This is a genomic window from Pseudomonas sp. NPDC087690 (assembly GCF_044743175.1).
Classification (GTDB): domain Bacteria; phylum Pseudomonadota; class Gammaproteobacteria; order Pseudomonadales; family Pseudomonadaceae; genus Aquipseudomonas.
In genome coordinates this window covers 280,432-293,261 of the sequence record NZ_JBIUVX010000001.1, presented here as the reverse complement: position 1 = coordinate 293,261, position 12,830 = coordinate 280,432, and the positions used below count along the sequence as shown (strand labels likewise).

Below are 12,830 nucleotides of genomic sequence, written 5' to 3'. Positions count from 1 at the left end.
ATCGGTTTACCCGTCGGACTCAAGGTTTCGAGCCTCAGGTGATCCTCAATCGCGAGTAGATTGGTAAACCGGGAACTGTTGGCACAACTTCGCGACCTGCCGAGCGACGTGCGCTTCGACGTCAGCATCACCCAAGTGGTCAAGCACATCGCAGATCCAACCGGCGAGCGTCCGGCACTCCTCCCCCGTAAAGCCTCGCGTCGTCACCGCCGCCGTGCCTATCCGCAGCCCGGAAGTCACGAACGGCGACTGGGGATCATTCGGCACTGCGTTTTTGTTGACCGTGATGCCGCAGCGTTCCAGCGCAGCGTCGGCGTCCTTGCCGGTAATGCCCTGGCGAATCAGGCTGAGCAGAAACAGGTGGTTGTCGGTACCTCCGGAGACGACGTCATAACCCCGCTCGATAAAGGTTTGCGCCATGACTTGGGCGTTCTCGATGACACTTGCCTGGTAGGTCTTGAAGGCCGGCAGCGCCGCTTCCTTGAAGCACACGGCCTTAGCGGCGATAACTTGCATCAACGGCCCGCCCTGACTACCGGGGAACACTGCCGAGTCGAGTTTTTTCTCAAGTTCGGGATTGCTTCTGGCCAGGATCAGCCCTCCGCGTGGGCCGCGCAGCGTTTTGTGCGTGGTGCTGGTCACCACATCAGCGTAAGGCAACGGACTCGGGTACAACCCCGCCGCCACCAGCCCCGCCACGTGTGCCATATCAACCATCAGCAACGCCCCGACTTTATCGGCAATGGCCCGAAAGCGTGGGAAGTCGAGCGTGCGTGAATACGCCGAGAAACCCGCGACGATCATGCGGGGTTGATGCTCGACGGCCAGGCGCTCGACTTCGTCATAGTCAATCAATCCGCCAGCATCAGTGCCGTACTGTACGGCGTGGTAGAGCTTGCCGGAAGCAGACACCTTGGCACCGTGAGTCAGGTGGCCGCCGTGCGCCAGGCTCATACCTAGCAACGTGTCGCCGGGCTTCATAAGTGCAAGGTAAACGGCACTGTTGGCCGACGAGCCTGAGTGTGGCTGGACGTTGGCATAATCTGCACCGAACAGCTGTTTGGCCCGATCAATCGCCAGTTGTTCGATGACATCGACGTGGGCGCAACCACCGTAGTAGCGTTTTCCGGGATAGCCTTCGGCGTACTTATTGGTCAACAAGGTGCCTTGCGCCTGCATCACCTGCGGGCTGGCATAGTTCTCCGAAGCAATCAGCTCAATGTGTCGCTCCTGACGTCGGGACTCGTCGGTAATAGCGGCGGCCAATATTGGATCGAAATCAGCGAGGGACAGGCTTTTCTGGAACATGAATTTTCCTTGAACAATGTTTTGAGGCTGATCAGAGTGGTCAGACGAGAAAATCTTCCACCAGTTTTACCCAGCAATCGGCGCCCAACCGGATCAGCTCATCATTGAAGTCGTAGTGCGGGTTGTGCACGGAGCAGCCGTGAAACTCGCCCTCACCATTACCCAGTAAGAAATAGCACCCCGGCACTTCTGTGAGCATCCAGGCGAAGTCCTCGGTGGCCATGACCTTCGGTCCGCGGCTTTGCAGGTGGCCAGGTTCAAAAAGTGGTTCAAGGCTTTCGCGCACTCGTTGCGTTTCGGTCTCGTCATTGATTAGTGCCGGGGCTAACGGAGTGAATTCCAGGTCAATGCTCACGCCGAACGATTGCTCGTGACCGCGAACGATTTGTTCCAGTCGCTGATTGATCTTTTGCTGAGTCTGCGGGGTGTCGGTACGCACACTGATCAGCATGCGGGCCTCGTCAGGAATGATGTTGTAGACACTCCCGGCCTGGAGCATGCAAATACTGATGACCGCGTACTCTTCCGGGCCGAGATTGCGCGACTTGATGGTCTGGATCGCATTGATCAGGCTGGCCACCACGGGTAGTGGATCAACCGACTTCTCTGGCATAGCGCCGTGCCCACCTTGGCCGGTGATACGCAGCGACACACGTTCCGAGGATGCCATGGTCGGGCCTGCCTGAACCACGGCCGTGCCCAAGGGGTAACCGGGCATGTTATGCAGAGCGAAAATCGCATCGCAGGGAAAACGCTGAAACAGGCCGTCGTCGATCATCGCCTTGGCCCCACACAAGCCCTCCTCATCCGGTTGAAAAATCAGATTAAGGGTGCCGTTGAATTCGCCATGGGTTGCGAGCCGATAAGCCGCCGCGAGCAGGATCGCGGTGTGCCCGTCATGCCCGCAGGCATGCATGCGATCGGCAATCTGGCTGGCATGCGCAAAGGTGTTTTTTTCCTGCATGGGCAGCGCGTCCATGTCGGCGCGCAGTCCGATACGGCGTGTGCCCTCGCCTCTTTTCAGGACGCCGACCAGGCCATGTCCTCCGATACCGCGATGCACCTGATAGCCCCATTGCGTCAGTTTGGCGGCGACCAGTTCCGCGGTGTTCGGGGTTTCGCCGCCCAGTTCAGGCGCTGCATGGATTTGTCGGCGCAAGGCGATGAAGCTTTGCAGTTCGGTGTCGCTTAACGCTGATTGGTTTTGTTGGTTGCGCATGGGTCAGTCTCGTCCAATATTTTCCGGGAACAGTTTCAAACAGCACAGGCTGATCACACCGCCGACAAGCAGGTAGAACGCCGGGGCTGTGGGTGTGTCGAGTGCCGAGGTCAGCCATGTAGCGATCAACGGTGAGAAGCCGCCGAACAAGGTGACGCCGAAGCTGTAACTCACCGACGTGCCGAGGGCTCGGTGTGGCTTGGCGAAGGCTTCCATGATCATCGCGAAAAACGCCCCGGAGCCCACGCAGCCTGGCAGTACCAGCAGTGCGACGATCAACATCGCGACGTACAAGTCAGTGGTATGCGACAACAGCCAAAGTGCGGGCCATGCTGCGATAACCGGTAAGGTCATCGTCCAGACCAGCAGTTTTTTGCGCAGGCCGTGGCGGTCGGCGTAACGTCCTGCAATTGGGGTGATGATCGCCAGGCACGCGGCTGCAACGCAGGCAATCGCCAAGGCGCTGCGCTGCGGATAATGCAGCGCGCTGACCAGGTACGCCGGCATGTAGAAAATGAACAGGTACATGCCAATGGTTGCGCTCGCCATCAGGCCGGTGGCGAGTGCCGTGTTGCGCAAATCAATGACCTCGCGCCAGCCGGGTTTGCGCACGGTTGAAGGGGTGGCGCTGATCGTGGTCTGTTCAAGGGTTTCTGGCAGGCAGCGGCGGATGTACCAGCCGACCGGGCCAATCAGCAGGCCGATGACGAAAGGGATACGCCAACCCCATGCTTCAAGGTCGGGCGTGGTCATGACACTGCTGAGGAGAAGACCGATCCCGGCCCCGACCAGCGCCGCGTAACCCTGACTCGCAGCCTGCCAGCTGACATTGCTGCATCGATGGTTCGTCGACGAGGACTCCATCATCAACACCGAGGCGGTGCCGATTTCGCCGCCAGCGGAAAAACCTTGAGTCAGTCGGCCGATGACCAGCAGAACAGTGCCCAACACCCCGGCTTGCTGATAAGTGGGAGCGAATGCGATCAGCGCCGTACCCAGTGTCATCAGTGCAATAGTCAGCGTTAGCGCGGCCTTGCGCCCTTTTCTATCGGCGAAACGGCCAATCACCATTGCCCCGACCGGACGCATCAGAAAGCCTACCCCGAACGCCGTCAGCGACATCAGCAATGAGGCTATCGGCGACTGCGCGGGGAAAAAGTTCTTGGCGATGATCACGGCAAAAAAGCTGTAGATCGTGAAGTCGTACATCTCCAGGGCATTGCCCAGGGCGCACGCTACCGTGGCTTTTCTTGAGTTGGATGTGGCCGGATTGGAACGCATCGTTCCTCCGTTGGCCAGGGAAGTGTCCGAATGCAGGGTCGTCATGGCACGCTCCGATTTCTTATTGGCGTTATGCGAGACCAACTATCGGGGAACTCCGAAGACGAATCACTTGCGCTTTTTGCAGGCAATTAACCAATGGTTAACTTGATTGCGTCACGTCCTTTGAATGCGCCCTACAACGGTGCCGCGTGAGGGCTTGATGACGGGTATCGCACCAATGGCTTCCATTATTCAGACGCATGCAGTCGCCAAATCGAAGTAATCGGGCTTCTTTTTGTGATCTTTGCACACGCCTGCCGCCCTCATTGCATCGGTCATTCCCCAGCAAATTAACCAGTAGGCATACCCATGCAAAATTGACCATTTCCGCCGGTTTTTATTTTCGTGGAGGCTGCGATCCATCAGCCATCACGTCTACGGAGCGTCTGAAATGGTTATGTCCGCCGCGCGCAATTGTTCATTGACCGCTTTGCTGTTGGGGCTCGGGGCGCCGACGTGCAGCCAGGCTGAGGGATTTCCTGCCATTGCTCGAGTAGCGCCAGGATTTGGCTATTACAACGTCGATAAGGGTTACAGCGACAAGCTGAGTGTCTACGGCACGCTCGATGCTTTTGTAAATTACCAGGACTCGGGCCATCACTCCGGTAGCAAACTCGCGGGCGGTGGTGCCTGGACCAATAAGCTCGGGCTTTACATGCGCAAGGCACTCAACCCGGACACGGTGCTGGAGTTCGACGTCGAGGAAGGTTTCAACCTCAATGGCCAAGCGCTGGACGAGCACTGGAAGCAGGTCGGTACGCTACGTCTGGCGGTAGCGGCGCTGCGTTCGCGGGAGTACGGCAAGTTGGAGTTCGGCAAAACCTATGGCATGGGCACGCCGACGTTTGCTGATCCGTTCCTGGCCACCTACGGTTCGCCCTATACCTACCTGACCAGCCCGCCGGCCGGGCGCGGTGCCTATTATCTGGATATGCGCCCCAAGCACACCCTCGCCTACACCACGCCCAAATTCGCCGGTTTCAGCGTGGCCACCGCCGTCAGCCTGGGACTGAACGATACCGCCAGCTCCGGAAAAACTGTGCGCGGCAAAGGCATGAGTGTTCAGTACAGCAATGCGCGATGGATATTGCTGGGGTCATTCAATGATTACTTGAGCGATCCGTGGGACGACGGCGACCGTCAGCGGCAGACCCACAACTATTTCAAAAGCGCTTCGGCGTTTTATGACTTCGGGCCGCTGTCTGCCAATGTCACCTGGCAGCGCCAGGACGTCGACTACCACGCGACGCCGAGCATGAGCGCATGGACGTTGGGCCTTTCTGCGCCCGTCGGCAAAGCCGATGTGGCGCGCATGGCACTGGTCAAGCGCGACATCGAATTCGGCGACAAGGATGCTATCGGGATCATGCTCGGCTACGACCACTTCCTGAAGAAGAACTGGGCCATCTACGGTCGTGTTGCCATGATCGATAACCGCCCGGAATCCGCCATCAGCTATGCGGGAATCCCCCTCGAGCAAACTGGCGACGACCCCAGCAACCTGGCCGTCGGCATGTACTACCACTTCTAGTAAGCCGGCTCTGCCGATGACTCAGCGGCCAGCTTGGATTTGAGCCCGTAAAACAGATCTCTCGCCGGCGACGTCAGTGAATGGCGGTCAACGCACACCAGATAAATCGGGTATTCGGGGATGACCTCTTCGACTTCAACGAGGACCAGTTCCGGTACCCGTCCCGGCGGCAGTGCACTGCCCAGCGCGAGATTGCTCAGCGTCATGAACGCGTCGGCATTCTCCACCAGGCGCAAGGCCAGGAACAGCGAGGCGCACTCGATCACCTTCTGCGGCGGGTGAATATCGTTGACCTCGAACATTTGGTAGAACTGCGAAGATCGGTCGTCTACCTCGTCCAGGCTGATCCAGTTGGCGTACTGTAATTGCCGCAACGAGGGTGAATGCCGCAACGGATTGTTCGGACTGCATATCACGGTCCCTTTGATCCGGTGCAGGGCTTCCCAATCAAGATTCAAGCGTTGAGTGTTCTGTTGAGACGTCAGGGCAAAGTCCAGGCTCCCATCGCGCAAGCGCTGGACAATATAGCTGGGGCGCAGCTCGATCAGTTTGATCCGCACCCGTGGGTTTTTCGCCTGATAGGCACTGATGCACTTCTCAAAACCCGGCAGCATGGCGGTCAGTGACGTGACGCCGACAGCCACCTCCCCCACGGCCATGTCGTGGATATTATCGGCCTCGATCTGCAGGCGCCGCATGCTCTCGACCGCCATGTGCGCATGCCGGATGATCCGCCGGCCTTCGTCAGTCAACGACATGCCTTTGTAGGAACGCTGCAGCAGGGTCAGGCCCAATTCGCGCTCCAGATCCTTGATGGAACGGCTCAACGCAGGCTGGGTGACATGCAGCATCTGCGAGGCTTCATTGATGCTGCCGCACTGATTGATCGCGACCAAGGCTCTGATTTGATGGAATTTCACGGTGTGCAACTCGCTTTTTATTTGGCGCCAACCATAAAGCAAGATGCCGGCCAGTTACCACTCTGTCACTGAGCGCAGCTCGCCAGGCTAATGCGGATTCGGTTCAGGTTGAACCTCTGTTGCTGTCGTGTACTCCCAGATCTAAATCCAGGAGAAACGTATGACCCAGACAGCTTTGGTCGTGGGCGCCAGCGGTATCGTCGGCAGCGCCATCACCCAGTTACTCATCGACAACAAATGGCAGGTCGCCGCGCTCTCGAGGCACCCTTCGCAAGCGCAAGGCGTGATTCCTGTCGCGGCGGACCTTCAGGATCCTGCCTCGCTGGAGCATGCGCTTGCGGATTTGAAACCCACTCACGTGTTCATTACCACATGGTCACGGCAAGCCACGGAGGCCGAGAACATTCGTGTCAATGCCGCCATGGTTCGCAATGTGCTCGACGCCATTCGCCCAGCCAAGAGTGTCAAGCACGTAGCACTGGTGACTGGCCTGAAACACTACCTCGGCCCATTCGAAGCCTATGGTAAGGGCAGCCTTCCGCAGACACCGTTTCGCGAAGAGCAGGGTCGGCTGGATGTCGAGAATTTCTACTATGCCCAGGAGGACGAACTCTTCGCCGCTGCTGAAAAGGACGGCTTCACCTGGAGCGTTCATCGCCCGCATACCGTCACCGGGGTTGCTGTGGGTAATGCGATGAACATGGCAACCACCCTCGCCGTCTATGCCTCGATTTGCAAACAGACCAATCGTCCTTTCGTGTTTCCAGGATCAAAAGTGCAGTGGGACAGCCTTACCGATATGACGGACGCCCGGCAGTTGGCGAAACAACAACTGTGGGCGGCCACCGCGCCGGCTGCGGCCAATCAGGCATTCAATGTCACTAATGGCGATGTATTCCGTTGGAAATGGATGTGGAGCCGAATTGCCGACTACTTCGACTTGCCTGCTGCCGATTATCCCGCTTCACTTTCGCCGCTCGAGAAGCAGATGGATAACGACCAGGCAGCATGGACGCAAATGGTTGCGGAACACGGTTTGAAAGAATCCGATATTGGTCGCCTGGTGTCCCCATGGCACACCAATGCAGATCTCGGCCGACCCATCGAAGTAGTCACGGATATGTCGAAAAGCCGTGCAATGGGCTTCACTGCGTATCAAGCAAGCGATCAGGCATTTTTCGACGTGTTCGACAAACTACGCGAGATGCGCTTGATACCCTAGGTTCTGCCAGCAACGCTGTCTGATTTTTCCACCGAAACAACCGCGCTACTCCCATCACGATAATTTCACATTGGCGGGTGTACGGTTGTGACAGCTCCTTAAGTTTAAGTTTCCCGACCCGTGCCCCCATCGCGGGTCTTTTTTTGTGCCGAACAAAGAGATCAGTGTCTTTATGTGATGTGCTCCGCACTATGGCTTGAACGTGCCAGTCATCGTTGATACTGCGACCTCCGCGTGCCAATCAGCAAGCGTGCTGTCACCCCGTCAGCGTGGATCCTGCTGAGTATCCATCACCGCATTATCCGTCTCCTCCCGCACACGCTCAGGGTCTAGCCCGAGGTCGTCATCAAGCGGACGCTCACCCTCGTTATCCGGCAGTTCGTCAATGCCATCCTCCTTCATCGGGTCAACCTCAGTGCGCCCCGGGCTCAATGGATCGGGTGACGTGGGCATTGGGTCGTCCTCACCCATACCGCCTTGAAGCTTAGGATCGTGATTCATAGACACCTCTCAGTACCCTCAATGGTGGGGGCATGTAGCTTTGAGAGGGTTGGTATTTCGAGTGTTCGATTTATTGGGTTACCGACCGTCGCCAACCTGTCATTCAGCCTTTCAGTCATCTCGATGGAACGTTGCGCGAGACCCCATCCTCTATCGCAACACCAGCGAATCTGAGGACTTCATCATGAAGTATCTGGAGAAGCGGCCTTTGAAGATCGGAGGTGAGGAATGCATTCAGTAACACCTGACGGTCGTTACTTCGTTGTCAAAGGGCAGCTGTGGCGCTGTTCCAATCCATCATTGCAAGAGGACGTGCGCCAGCGTCTCGTCGATGCACTCATGGCAGCTCGACGGGAGGTGAAGAAAGCAAAGGATGCGGAAGACGAATCGCAGATGAAGCGCGCTCGGGAAAAAGTACAACTGGCCAAAGTAGCGCTTGGTGAGCGGGGCCCTGTTTGGTGGGTTGATGGCAGTCCTGATTTCAATCGATTCCGGGTCACTAACTCCCCTTATGCTGAATGGTTCAGATTGCTTCATGCGTCTGATTAACCCTTGGCTCAAGGCGGAAGTAAGGCGATGGAAACCGCAGTGGCATTCATGCGCTGCGGTTGCTCCGCTTTGAGATTTGCGAAAGACGGAACGACTCAGAGCATATGTTTTCGAAAAATTGAGCGCCTCGAATTTCAAGGGGCGAGGAGAAATCTTATGACTGAAAAAAGCTCCGTTTCATCAAAAAAAAGCAAAGCACTGAAAGATTCTGCTCTCGTCTCGGACGTGTCAGAAACAGGCTTAACGGATGATGAACGAGTGGTTAGGGAAGATGAGTTCCTTGGCGACGAACCACGTGTGGAACCCGGCCCAGCCGACTTGGAAAGACTCAAGGATTAACGTCAGCACCCTTGGTACTCGGTGCGACCGATATTTCGAATACGCGATATCTACTACCTGAAATTTGCTTAATGGAGGTGTCACGTATGCGCCAGCAAACCTCATTCTTATTTGATCTGGATGGCACGTTGACTGATAGCGTTTACCAGAATGTCTTTGCGTGGAAAACTGCGCTCGACTCAGAAGACATACCGTTGGCCATGTGGCGAATTCACAGAAAAATCGGTATGAGCGGCGGGCTGATGCTCAAGATGCTAGCCCGTGAGACCGGCCTGGAAATCAAACCAGACCAGGCTAAAAGACTCAGCGATAAACATGATAAAGCCTACAAGGATCTGCAGGGTCAGATAAGCGCTCTGCCTGGCGCTATCGAGCTTCTCGATACTCTGAACCGCGATCAGCTCAAATGGTGTATTGCGACCAGCGGTGGCATGGACACTGCGGCGATAAATCTGAAGGCATTGGGCTTGAATATCTCGGAGGTGAATCTCATCACCCGTGATGACGTCAAGTATGGCAAGCCCGATCCAGACCTTTTCCTCGCCGCTGCAAGCAAACTCAATGTACCCATCGAAGATTGCCTGGTGATCGGCGACGCCATCTGGGACATGCTTGCCGCACGACGCTGCAAGGCCACCGGTATAGGGCTGCTTTCAGGTGGTTATGACACAGGAGAGCTTGAACGTGCAGGTGCACTCCGAGTCTACGAGGATCCTCTGGCACTGCTGCAGCACCTGGACGAGATTGCTTCACGTCAGTGAGCTCTCTCTAGACACCTAATACAAACGCCCGCCCTGCCAACGTACTGGGCAGAAGACGCCGCGCCTACAACCTGAATAGAGCTACGAAGTCACCCCCAAGTTGACTAAAAAACGAATTACTAAAAAAGGCCTTGTCAGGCCCTTTTGTATTTAAACCAAAATCACTTGGCCAACCAAGACTCGACAGTCGCAGAACCATGTTTAGCTTTCCAGTCTTTCAACGTCTTGTGATTACCACCCTTGGTTTCAACAACTTCGCCGGTGTGCGGATTTTTGTAGACCTTCAACTGACGAGGCTTGCGACTACCAGTTTTGGACTCGGCGGCTGGAGCGCGACGACCTGCTTGCGGATCAAGAAGGTTGACCACGTCCTTAAGGCTGTAGCCATATTTCCCGAGCAAATCACGCAGTTTGGTTTCGAATTCAATTTCTTTCTTGAGACCAGCATCACCCTTGAGCGCCTCAAGCGCTTGGAGTTGTTCGGCGAGGTGTTTTTCGAGCTGACGGAATTCGGCGAGTTTAGACATAAGAAATTCTCGATGTGAGTGATACAAGAAGGTTACACGATAAATCACAGCCCGCACTTACAAGGAGTAGCGCCTGAGGTCTCTCACCCGGACAGCCGATATTAATATCTGTTTCCACGCGACAATAGGCCCAGAGTTGATTCCCTGTGCATGGCCGATTGCTCCCTTTCTTATTGATGAGTATCCGCCTCCTCAGCCGGATAAAACTCGCCCTCCTTGCCCATCCTTTTTAGCTGTTCGCGCACGATCAACTCAACGCTGGCAACGGCGGCTTGATCGTCAGGGTCGACCAATTGCAAGCACAGGCGTCGGACGTTCTGATAGTGGGTGCCCTCGCTCATCATTTCGTGGGTGAAGACTTGTTCACCACGCCATAGGCATAGCTGGGTATGAGTCTGGCCGAGCCATATCTCGTTGATTGATCTCAGGTCGGTGGTAGCGAGTTGATCGACGGTGATTGTCTTACCCATTGCGCTGTACCTTACCAATAAGCAGAGACAGGTAGACTTACGGGCACAGGGGGGCGTTCCAAATGTCGGCACCTCACACCCGCCAAGGTTGGTTAAACACGTCTCGGATCGAGCTCGGGCAATCGTAGAAGGCGCAATGTTGTACCGCCCTAATGGCCAAAGTATCACCATCTGCTCTAGCGCAAGCTCCTTGGTACAGTGGTCCATCGATTCGCAGATCGAGTAGCGTCCGCACAGGGTGTCACCCGTCGAATTGTCGTACCTATGAGATTGACCGCAAGCGAAGCAAATCGTTAACTGTATATACGTACAGTTAACCTCTTAAGGCTTGCATCATGAGCATCACCATCCTCGGCCCTCTCGCGTCTGGCGGCATAAAGCTTCCCTTCTATTCATCCAGGGTGCCGGCGGGTTTCCCCTCCCCTGCGGCTGATCACATCGAAAAACACATTTCCCTCGATGAACTGTTCGATATCCGCGCGCCGCACGTGTACCTGGTGAGAATTGATGGCGACAGCATGCAGGGCGCCGGCATCTATTCGGGTGATCTGGTGGTGGTTGATCGAAGCATCGATGCGGTCAGCGGCGATATTGTCATCGCAGCACTCAATTCCGAGCCCTTCTGCAAGCGTCTGCTTCTGCGCGAGAACGCCGTGATGCTTTTATCAGAGAATTCAAAATACCCGGCAAGGCATGTCATGGAGGGCGATGAGTTGGTGATCTGGGGTGTGGTGAAATACAGCGTGCGCAATCATGAAAACACTTGAGCCAGTCTTTGCCCTAATTGACTGCAACAGCTTCTACGCGAGCTGCGAGCGAGTGTTCAGACCCGACCTGGCAAAGACACCTATTGTGGTGCTGTCCAACAATGACGGCTGCGTGATCGCGCGCAGCTACGACGCCAAGCCTTTCGTGAAAATGGGCCAGCCGTACTTTCAAATAAAAGATCACCTTCGCCGGCATGGAGTCGTGGCCTTCAGCAGTAACTACGCACTGTATGGCGACATGAGCGAACGCGTCATGACGATCATCGAATCGATGGTGCCAGCGCTCGAGGTCTACAGCATTGACGAGGCGTTTGCCGATCTGATCGGCGTCCCAGGCGATCTGTCTGCTTTTGGGCGGCATATGCGTTCCACTCTTTTCAAGCGCACGGGGGTTCCAGTCGGGGTGGGTATTGCCCGCACCAAGACGCTGGCGAAGCTCGCCAATCATACCGCCAAGCGGCTGTTGGATATCACCGGTGGTGTGGTGGATCTGTGCGACCCGTTCAAACGCGACTGGACGCTGCGCAACACCGATGTCGGCGAGGTCTGGGGCATTGGCAAGCGCATGAAGGCGCACCTGGAAACGATGGGCATCAAGACCGCCATGGACTTGGCGAAAGCCGATCCGTGGATGCTTCGCCAGAAATTCAGCGTGGTAATCGAAAAGACCGCTCGCGAGCTTGCCGGCACCTCCTGCCTGGAACTGGGTGAAGCTGACCTACCCAAGCAAGAGATTTGCTGTAGCCGGATGTTCGGCACCCGGCTCACGCAGATCGAGCCGATCAAGGAGGCCGTCGCCACCTACACCCAGCGCGCGGCGGAAAAGCTCAGGGCGCAAAACTCGCTGTGCAAGAAGATCCGCGTGAGTATCAGGACAGGCATGTTCAATCCCGAAGAAGCGAAGTACGCGAACGGCGCACTCGTCGAACTCCCCTACCCGACAAACGACGTTCGACTTATGACCAAGGCTGCGACCGAAGCGATCAATCGCCTCTTCCGACCAGGCTTCAAATACAGCAAAGCGGAAGTTCTGCTGATGGATTTGCGCCAGCCCGGTGAATTCACGGATGACCTGTTTGCACATTCCCAGCCCGTTACGGCGGACAAAGTGATGACCGTCCTCGATGAAATTAATGGCCGTTGGGGAAAGGGAGTTCTTCGCCTGGCCAGCGTGCCGGCGGCGCCTGATTGGGCGATGCGCCGGGAGTTGATGAGTCAGAGCTACACGACGAAGGTTGATCAGCTGTGGACGGTAATGGCCAGGTAAGAGGTCGTTGAAAGCGCACGGCAGCCTGCATGAGCGGGCCATCGTATCGACTGCAAATCGATAGCACTTTTCACGCTCACCTACCTCCAATGACATGTGCGTTTCTCCTGACAACCTGGAGGTCTC

Annotated in this window: 14 protein-coding genes; 7 read left to right on the top strand and 7 right to left on the bottom strand. The window is 56.3% G+C overall.

The features are described 5' to 3' along the window. Nucleotides 1–45: 45 nt before the first annotated feature. Genes glyA through ACIPIZ_RS01210 form a run of 3 tightly spaced genes read right to left on the bottom strand, consistent with a single transcriptional unit; the run spans nt 46 to nt 3,853 of the window. Complete coding sequence (gene glyA, locus ACIPIZ_RS01220; protein WP_401163453.1) at nt 46–1,308, bottom strand: serine hydroxymethyltransferase; 1,263 nt, start codon at nt 1,306–1,308, stop codon at nt 46–48. Nucleotides 1,309–1,348: 40 nt separating this feature from the next. Then, nucleotides 1,349–2,527 carry a M20 aminoacylase family protein gene (locus tag ACIPIZ_RS01215; protein WP_401163452.1) on the bottom strand — a complete coding sequence of 393 codons (1,179 nt, stop codon included), beginning with the start codon at nt 2,525–2,527 and terminating at the stop codon, nt 1,349–1,351. 3 nt (nt 2,528–2,530) lie between these two features. Further along, nucleotides 2,531–3,853, bottom strand: coding sequence for an MFS transporter (locus tag ACIPIZ_RS01210; protein WP_401163450.1), 1,323 nt, complete (start codon nt 3,851–3,853; stop codon nt 2,531–2,533). A 388-nt stretch (nt 3,854–4,241) separates the two neighbouring features. On the opposite strand from ACIPIZ_RS01210, the gene ACIPIZ_RS01205 reads away from it, so the two are divergent. Continuing rightward, nucleotides 4,242–5,381: a porin gene (locus tag ACIPIZ_RS01205; RefSeq protein ID WP_401163448.1), complete on the top strand. Its 1,140-nt coding sequence runs from the start codon at nt 4,242–4,244 to the stop codon at nt 5,379–5,381. Here the strand turns inward: ACIPIZ_RS01205 and ACIPIZ_RS01200 are convergent. After that, entirely contained in the window at nt 5,378–6,301 is a 924-nt protein-coding gene (locus tag ACIPIZ_RS01200; RefSeq protein WP_401163446.1) for a LysR family transcriptional regulator, read from the bottom strand. The genes ACIPIZ_RS01205 and ACIPIZ_RS01200 overlap by 4 nt on opposite strands. 160 nt (nt 6,302–6,461) lie before the next feature. Here ACIPIZ_RS01200 and ACIPIZ_RS01195 point away from each other — a divergent pair, with 160 nt between their 5' ends. Then, nucleotides 6,462–7,523 (top strand): SDR family oxidoreductase, encoded by a 1,062-nt coding sequence (locus ACIPIZ_RS01195; protein ID WP_401163444.1) that lies wholly within the window; start codon nt 6,462–6,464, stop codon nt 7,521–7,523. Nucleotides 7,524–7,787: 264 nt separating this feature from the next. Here the strand turns inward: ACIPIZ_RS01195 and ACIPIZ_RS01190 are convergent, their stop codons facing one another. Beyond that, nucleotides 7,788–8,024 (bottom strand): hypothetical protein, encoded by a 237-nt coding sequence (locus ACIPIZ_RS01190; RefSeq protein ID WP_401163442.1) that lies wholly within the window; start codon nt 8,022–8,024, stop codon nt 7,788–7,790. Between the two features lie 228 nt (nt 8,025–8,252). Between ACIPIZ_RS01190 and ACIPIZ_RS01185 the strand changes: the two genes are divergently transcribed. The 3 genes from ACIPIZ_RS01185 to ACIPIZ_RS01175 all read left to right on the top strand — a co-directional run bounded on the left by ACIPIZ_RS01185 (nt 8,253) and on the right by ACIPIZ_RS01175 (nt 9,673). Further along, complete coding sequence (locus tag ACIPIZ_RS01185; RefSeq protein WP_401163440.1) at nt 8,253–8,573, top strand: hypothetical protein; 321 nt, start codon at nt 8,253–8,255, stop codon at nt 8,571–8,573. Nucleotides 8,574–8,729: 156 nt separating this feature from the next. Further along, nucleotides 8,730–8,912 carry a hypothetical protein gene (locus ACIPIZ_RS01180; RefSeq protein ID WP_007917639.1) on the top strand — a complete coding sequence of 61 codons (183 nt, stop codon included), beginning with the start codon at nt 8,730–8,732 and terminating at the stop codon, nt 8,910–8,912. A gap of 86 nt (nt 8,913–8,998) precedes the next feature. Then, nucleotides 8,999–9,673, top strand: a complete 675-nt coding sequence (locus tag ACIPIZ_RS01175) for an HAD family hydrolase (RefSeq protein WP_401163438.1) — start codon at nt 8,999–9,001, stop codon at nt 9,671–9,673. A 161-nt stretch (nt 9,674–9,834) separates the two neighbouring features. Here ACIPIZ_RS01175 and ACIPIZ_RS01170 read toward each other — a convergent pair whose 3' ends face one another. Further along, the gene (locus ACIPIZ_RS01170; RefSeq protein WP_401163435.1) at nt 9,835–10,200 is read right to left on the bottom strand and encodes a histone-like nucleoid-structuring protein, MvaT/MvaU family; all 366 of its coding nucleotides are present in this window, start codon (nt 10,198–10,200) and stop codon (nt 9,835–9,837) included. 170 nt (nt 10,201–10,370) lie between these two features. Continuing rightward, complete coding sequence (locus tag ACIPIZ_RS01165) at nt 10,371–10,670, bottom strand: hypothetical protein (RefSeq protein ID WP_401163433.1); 300 nt, start codon at nt 10,668–10,670, stop codon at nt 10,371–10,373. Nucleotides 10,671–11,005: 335 nt separating this feature from the next. Between ACIPIZ_RS01165 and ACIPIZ_RS01160 the strand changes: the two genes are divergently transcribed. Both ACIPIZ_RS01160 and umuC read left to right on the top strand, forming a co-directional pair. Beyond that, nucleotides 11,006–11,437 (top strand): LexA family transcriptional regulator, encoded by a 432-nt coding sequence (locus tag ACIPIZ_RS01160; RefSeq protein ID WP_008077459.1) that lies wholly within the window; start codon nt 11,006–11,008, stop codon nt 11,435–11,437. Beyond that, nucleotides 11,424–12,704: a translesion error-prone DNA polymerase V subunit UmuC gene (gene umuC / locus ACIPIZ_RS01155; protein WP_401163431.1), complete on the top strand. Its 1,281-nt coding sequence runs from the start codon at nt 11,424–11,426 to the stop codon at nt 12,702–12,704. Before ACIPIZ_RS01160 ends, umuC begins: the two co-directional genes overlap by 14 nt. Nucleotides 12,705–12,830: the final 126 nt, after the last annotated feature.

What these genes read in the sequence shown, in the direction of transcription:
- ACIPIZ_RS01175 (WP_401163438.1), top strand. Translation starts at nt 8,999, where the DNA reads ATGCGCCAGCAAACCTCATTCTTATTTGATCTGGATGGCACGTTGACT.
- umuC (WP_401163431.1), top strand. Translation starts at nt 11,424, where the DNA reads ATGAAAACACTTGAGCCAGTCTTTGCCCTAATTGACTGCAACAGCTTC.
- ACIPIZ_RS01215 (WP_401163452.1), bottom strand. Translation starts at nt 2,527, where the DNA reads ATGCGCAACCAACAAAACCAATCAGCGTTAAGCGACACCGAACTGCAA.
- ACIPIZ_RS01165 (WP_401163433.1), bottom strand. Translation starts at nt 10,670, where the DNA reads ATGGGTAAGACAATCACCGTCGATCAACTCGCTACCACCGACCTGAGA.
- ACIPIZ_RS01190 (WP_401163442.1), bottom strand. Translation starts at nt 8,024, where the DNA reads ATGAATCACGATCCTAAGCTTCAAGGCGGTATGGGTGAGGACGACCCA.
- ACIPIZ_RS01205 (WP_401163448.1), top strand. Translation starts at nt 4,242, where the DNA reads ATGGTTATGTCCGCCGCGCGCAATTGTTCATTGACCGCTTTGCTGTTG.
- ACIPIZ_RS01160 (WP_008077459.1), top strand. Translation starts at nt 11,006, where the DNA reads ATGAGCATCACCATCCTCGGCCCTCTCGCGTCTGGCGGCATAAAGCTT.
- ACIPIZ_RS01170 (WP_401163435.1), bottom strand. Translation starts at nt 10,200, where the DNA reads ATGTCTAAACTCGCCGAATTCCGTCAGCTCGAAAAACACCTCGCCGAA.
- ACIPIZ_RS01185 (WP_401163440.1), top strand. Translation starts at nt 8,253, where the DNA reads ATGCATTCAGTAACACCTGACGGTCGTTACTTCGTTGTCAAAGGGCAG.
- ACIPIZ_RS01180 (WP_007917639.1), top strand. Translation starts at nt 8,730, where the DNA reads ATGACTGAAAAAAGCTCCGTTTCATCAAAAAAAAGCAAAGCACTGAAA.
- ACIPIZ_RS01195 (WP_401163444.1), top strand. Translation starts at nt 6,462, where the DNA reads ATGACCCAGACAGCTTTGGTCGTGGGCGCCAGCGGTATCGTCGGCAGC.
- ACIPIZ_RS01210 (WP_401163450.1), bottom strand. Translation starts at nt 3,853, where the DNA reads ATGACGACCCTGCATTCGGACACTTCCCTGGCCAACGGAGGAACGATG.
- glyA (WP_401163453.1), bottom strand. Translation starts at nt 1,308, where the DNA reads ATGTTCCAGAAAAGCCTGTCCCTCGCTGATTTCGATCCAATATTGGCC.